5 protein-coding genes are annotated in these 4,484 nt (G+C 74.2%); all 5 read left to right on the forward strand.

Annotated features, from left to right (window positions below):
- The coding region (locus tag EFE23_RS27460; RefSeq protein WP_148058559.1) for a sensor domain-containing diguanylate cyclase at nucleotides 1-838 on the forward strand (838 nt) is incomplete at its 5' end.
- A 9-nt stretch (nucleotides 839-847) separates the two neighbouring features.
- The gene (locus EFE23_RS27465; RefSeq protein ID WP_123243772.1) at nucleotides 848-1,801 is read left to right on the forward strand and encodes a UTP--glucose-1-phosphate uridylyltransferase; all 954 of its coding nucleotides are present in this window, start codon (nucleotides 848-850) and stop codon (nucleotides 1,799-1,801) included.
- The gene (locus tag EFE23_RS27470; protein WP_123243773.1) at nucleotides 1,798-3,111 is read left to right on the forward strand and encodes a molybdopterin molybdotransferase MoeA; all 1,314 of its coding nucleotides are present in this window, start codon (nucleotides 1,798-1,800) and stop codon (nucleotides 3,109-3,111) included. The genes EFE23_RS27465 and EFE23_RS27470 overlap by 4 nt, the downstream gene beginning before the upstream one ends.
- Nucleotides 3,111-3,743 (forward strand): GNAT family N-acetyltransferase, encoded by a 633-nt coding sequence (locus EFE23_RS27475; RefSeq protein ID WP_123243774.1) that lies wholly within the window; start codon nucleotides 3,111-3,113, stop codon nucleotides 3,741-3,743. Before EFE23_RS27470 ends, EFE23_RS27475 begins: the two co-directional genes overlap by 1 nt.
- A 186-nt stretch (nucleotides 3,744-3,929) precedes the next feature.
- On the forward strand, nucleotides 3,930-4,484 hold a 555-nt coding region (gene sepX / locus EFE23_RS27480), incomplete at its 3' end, for a divisome protein SepX/GlpR (RefSeq protein WP_199737271.1).

The following is a 4,484-nucleotide window of genomic DNA, read 5'->3' on the forward strand; positions in this document are numbered from 1 at the left end:
CCCGGCGCCGTCGCCCGGCCCGCCCGGTGCCGGCGCGCTGGGGGTGCTGGTCCTCTACGACCGGGTGGGCGACGTCGAGTTCGACGACGACGACCTCGCCACGCTGCGCACCTTCGCCGGGCACGCCGCGGTGGCGGTGGAGAACGTCCGGGTGCACGAGGAGGCGCAGCGGCTCTCCCTCACCGATCCGCTCACCGGGCTGTGGAACTACCGCTACCTGCGCGAGTCGATCCGGCGCGAGGTGGAGCGCGCCAACCGGTTCGGCCGGATGCTCAGCGTCCTCGCCCTCGACCTGGACCGGTTCAAGGACGTCAACGACACCTGGGGGCATGCTGCCGGAGACGCCGTCCTGGTCGAGTTCGCCCGCCGGGTACGCGGCGAGATCCGCGAGATGGACCTGGCCTTCCGGCAGGGCGGCGAGGAGTTCGTGGTGCTGCTGCCGGAGACCGACGCGCGGGGCGCGGCGATCGTCGCCGAGCGGCTCGGCGCGGTGGTCCGGGACCACCCGGTGCCGGTCCAGGGACACGGCGGCGAGCCGGTCCGGGTGCCGGTGACCGTCTCCATCGGCATCGCCGTCTACCCCGACCACGCGCCCACCGGCCAGCAGGTCCTCGACGCCGCCGACGACGCCCTGTACGCGGCCAAGGCGGCGGGCCGGGACGGCTACCGGCTGGCCCAACCCCCGGACCCGACCCCCACTCGCGAGATACCCGTGGTGGCCGCCACGGTCAGCCCGCCCGACGGACTGCCCCGGGCGGGCGCACCGGATCCCGCCGGAGCGGGTCAAGGCGGCGCGTCTTCCGGTCCTCACCCGCCGCGGCAGACCCGTGGCCGATAGTCTCGCGACATGTCGGAGCACTCAGCGAACCCCTCAGCGGCCGCCGCGACCGGCCGCTCCCGCGCGGTCAAGGCCGTCATCCCGGCCGCCGGCCTGGCCACCCGGTTCCTGCCGGCCACCAAGGCGGTCCCGAAGGAGCTGCTGCCGGTCGTCGACCGGCCGGTGTTGCAGTACATCGTCGAGGAGGCCGCCCAGGCCGGCATCACCGACGTGCTGCTGATCACCGGGCGTGGCAAGACCGCGATGGTGGACCACTTCGACCGCCGGCCCGACCTGGAGGAGCGGCTGGAGAAGAAGCCCGAGCTGCTGGCCGCCGTCCGGCGCACCGAGGACCTGGCCGACATCTACACCGTCCGGCAGCCCGAGCAGCTCGGCCTCGGCCACGCCGTCGGGTACGCGGAGGCCCACGTCGGCGACGCGCCCTTCGCGGTGCTGCTCGGCGACGAGTTCGTCAAGCCGTCCGAGCCGCTGCTGCCGGCCATGCTGGAGTTGCAGGCGCGCACCGGCGGGGTGGTGCTCGCCTTCTTCGAGGTCGACCCGGCCGAGACCAGCCGGTACGGCATCGCCTCGGTGGAGCCGGCCGAGTCGGAGCTGACCGACATCGCCGAGGTCGTCAAGGTCACCGGCATGGTGGAGAAGCCGAAGCCGGAGGACGCGCCGAGCAACCTGGCGGTCCTCGGCCGGTACGTGCTGCCGGGGCGGATCTTCGACGCGATCCGGCGGACGAAGCCGGGCAGCGGCGGCGAGATCCAGCTGACCGACGCGATGGAGTTGCTGCGTACCGAGGGGGTGCCGGTGCACGCGATCGTCTACCGGGGCACCCGCTACGACACCGGCATGCCGCTCGGCTACCTGCAGACCGTGGTCCAGATCGCCGCCGAGCGCGAGGACCTCGGCTCCGAGTTCCGCAAGTGGCTGGCCGAGTTCGTGAACACCGACGCGTCGGGCGGTCCCAATACATGACCTCGACGGCCGACGCCGAGGCGGCCGCGAACGAGTTGACGCCGCTCGCCGACTACCTGGGCAGTGTGCTGCGCAGGTTACGTGCGCTGCCTCCGCTCGACCTCGACCTCACCCAGGCGTACGGCAACGTTCTCGCCGAGGACGTGGTCGCCCCGCACTCGTTCCCCGCCTTCGACCAGGCGGCGGTGGACGGGTACGCCGCGCGCTGGGAGGACATCTCCGGAGGGAGCCGGGGGCCGGGCTACGTCCCGGCCCCCTCCGGTATTCCCGGTGGTCGCAGCATCCGGCTGAACGTGGTCGGCGACCTCGGCGCGGCGAGCTGGCGGCCGGTCCGGCTCACCCCCGGCTCCTGCTTCTCGGTGGCCGCGGGGGCGCCGCTGCCCATCGGCGCCGACGTGGTGGTCCCGGTGGAGTGGACCGACCAGGGCATGGCCGCGGTGGAGATCTTCCGCGCCCCCAAGCGGGGGTACGGCGTCCGCCGCGCCGGTGAGGAACTGCCGGCCGGCACCCTGCTCGCCCGCGCCGGCACGTACGTCTCGCCGGCCCTGGTCGCCGTCTTCGCCGCCACCGGCATCGGGCACGTGGTGGTCCGGCCCAGCCCGCGGGTGGTCATCGTGGCCACCGGCGACGAACTGGTCGACGTCGGCCGGGGCAGCCAGCCCGGCCAGGTGGTGGACGCCAACTCGCACGCACTGACCGCGGCCGCGGCCGAGGCGGGCGCGCTCGCGTACCGGGTGGGGATCTGCGATGACGACCCGGAAGGGCTGCGCGGCCTGCTGGAGGACCAGACGCTGCGGGCCGACCTGATCATCACCACCGGTGGCACCGGCACCGGTCCCGGCGACATGGTCCGCCGCATCCTGTCCCGGCGGGAGGGCGGCCGGGCCGGGCCGGTCACCTTCACAGAGGTCGCCCTCTATCCCGGAACGGCCCTCGGATTCGGTACGGTCGGCGCCGAGGAGGTGCCGGTGGTGTGTCTTCCCGGTGAGCCCGGCGCGTCGCTGATCGGCTTCGAGGTGCTGGCCCGGCCGGCCATCCAGCTGCTGGCCGGCGCGGAGCCGGTGTTCCGGCCCAGCGTCCGCGCGCACCTGCTGGAGACGGTCTCGTCCCCGGCCGGGCTGCGCGAGTTCCGGCCGGCGCACGTGGCGGAGCGGCGCGGCGGCGGTTACACGGTCCAGCCGCTCGCCGGCGGCCCGTACACCCTGTCCGGGCTGGCCGAGGCGAACGGCCTGCTGGTCCTCGGCGAGCGGGTCACCACCGCCGCCGCCGGGTCGACTGTGGATGTGCTCCTGCTGGACCGGCGCCGGTGATGTTCCGGCGGCCGCCCGGGTGGCCGGCGGTGCTGGTGGACGGTCCCATCGTGCTGCGGCCGTACCGGCGCTCCGACGCGACGGCCTGGTCGGAGATCCGGCGCGCCAACCAGGGCTGGCTGTCCCCCTGGGAGTCCCACCTGCCGGGCAGTTGGGACGAGGTGAACTCACCGGTCGCGTTCCGGTTCGTCCACGCCGATCTGCGGCGCTCGGCGCGTACCGGTGAGGGGATGCCGTTCGCCGTCTGCCTGCGGGAGGAGGGGCGGGAGCGGCTGGTCGGCCACGTCAATGTGGGCAGCATCGTCCGCCGGGCGTTCTGCTCCGGGTACGTCGGCTACTGGGTGGACTCCCGGGTGGCCGGTCGCGGGGTGATCCCCACCGCCGTGGCCCTCGCGGTGGACCACGCCTTCGGCCCCGGCGGCCTGCACCGGATCGAGGTGAACATCCGCCCGGAGAACACCCCGTCCCGGCGGGTGGTGGAGAAGCTCGGCTTCCGCGAGGAGGCCTACCACGTGCGGTACATGCACATCGACGGCGCCTGGCGTGACCACATCGGATACGCGATGACCAGCGAGGAAGTGGCCGCCGAGGGCGGTCTCCTGGCGCGGTGGCACCGCGTGCGTGACAGTTGAGGGTGAACCGTCCCACCCGCCACGCCCGGCGCGGCATCCAAGTGAACCGGGTCGGCGGCCCGTAACCTCAAGTAACTGCAAGCTGTGGCAAGCGCTGCGGGGACCGCACGATCTGCGCCGTAAACGACGGACGACGGAACAAGTTGCGGCGCAGCGGCGCTCGCCCCGAATTCGGTGACGGGAGGGGTGAGGGTGCCGACCTCGGTGCTCCTCGCCGTCCTCGCCGCCGCCGGCCTGCTCGCCCTCGCCCCGGCGCTGGTCCGCCGGTACGACGCCACCGAGCGGCTGGTGGCGGAGCGGGCGCAGTCGACGGCGCGGGTGCTCCAGCGCCGGCGTCGGCGGCGCACGGTGCCCGGACGGCGGCCGGTGCGCCCACCCCGATCCCTGACTATCACTCTCAGTGAAAATGCCGACACGGGCAGTCTCGCTCCGCCGGTGTCGGCGCCCCCGGCGCGCCGCCGCTCCGGCCGGCTCCGGACCGTCCCGCCCGCCCCGGCCAAGTCCCGCCGACGGCATCCCGCGAAGCGCCGGCACACCCCGGCGATCTACCGCCGCCGGCGGGTGCTCGCCGCACTGCTGCTGCTCAACTTCGTTGAGCTGATCGGCGTGGTGCTGGTCAGCCCCGGGTTCTGGATCAGCGTCTCGGTGACCGGCACCCTGCTCGCGGCGTACGTCGTACACCTGCGGCAGCGGGCGCTGGCCGAACGCCGGCGGCGGCGCGCGGCGGCCCGGGAAGCGGCC

The organism is Micromonospora solifontis (assembly GCF_003725545.1).
GTDB lineage: Bacteria > Actinomycetota > Actinomycetes > Mycobacteriales > Micromonosporaceae > Micromonospora > Micromonospora solifontis.

Excerpts from the sequence above, each read along its gene's own strand:
- EFE23_RS27465 (WP_123243772.1), top strand. The coding sequence starts at position 848 with ATGTCGGAGCACTCAGCGAACCCCTCAGCGGCCGCCGCGACCGGCCGC.
- EFE23_RS27470 (WP_123243773.1), top strand. The coding sequence starts at position 1,798 with ATGACCTCGACGGCCGACGCCGAGGCGGCCGCGAACGAGTTGACGCCG.
- EFE23_RS27475 (WP_123243774.1), top strand. The coding sequence starts at position 3,111 with ATGTTCCGGCGGCCGCCCGGGTGGCCGGCGGTGCTGGTGGACGGTCCC.